Origin of the sequence: Pseudomonas sp. ESBL9 (assembly GCF_036668715.1) — a bacterium.
Classification (GTDB): domain Bacteria; phylum Pseudomonadota; class Gammaproteobacteria; order Pseudomonadales; family Pseudomonadaceae; genus Aquipseudomonas; species Aquipseudomonas lundensis.
Genome location: NZ_JAZEVV010000043.1, coordinates 1 through 255 on the forward strand (window position 1 = coordinate 1; position 255 = coordinate 255).

At 49.0% G+C, this 255-nt stretch carries 1 rRNA gene; it reads left to right on the top strand.

Features of this window, described 5'->3' with window-relative positions:
- Positions 1-183: 183 nt before the first annotated feature.
- Positions 184-255: ribosomal RNA gene (rrf, locus tag V6F78_RS22355) — 5S ribosomal RNA — on the top strand; the annotation flags it as partial.

A 255-nucleotide genomic window follows, 5' to 3' on the forward strand; every position in this document is an offset into this window, starting at 1 on the left:
AACCAATACTAATTGCCCGTGAGGCTTGACCATATAACACCCAAGCAATTTGCGTCGAAAGGCCAGATTGCGGTGTGTGAAGACGATACAAACCGAAAGTTTGCACCTCACAAAACACCACTCTATTGCATACCCATTCGCTGGAACGTTGACCGCAAGGTAAACGCACCGGCTACCGAATTTCTTGACGACCATAGAGCATTGGAACCACCTGATCCCATCCCGAACTCAGCAGTGAAACGATGCATCGCCGAT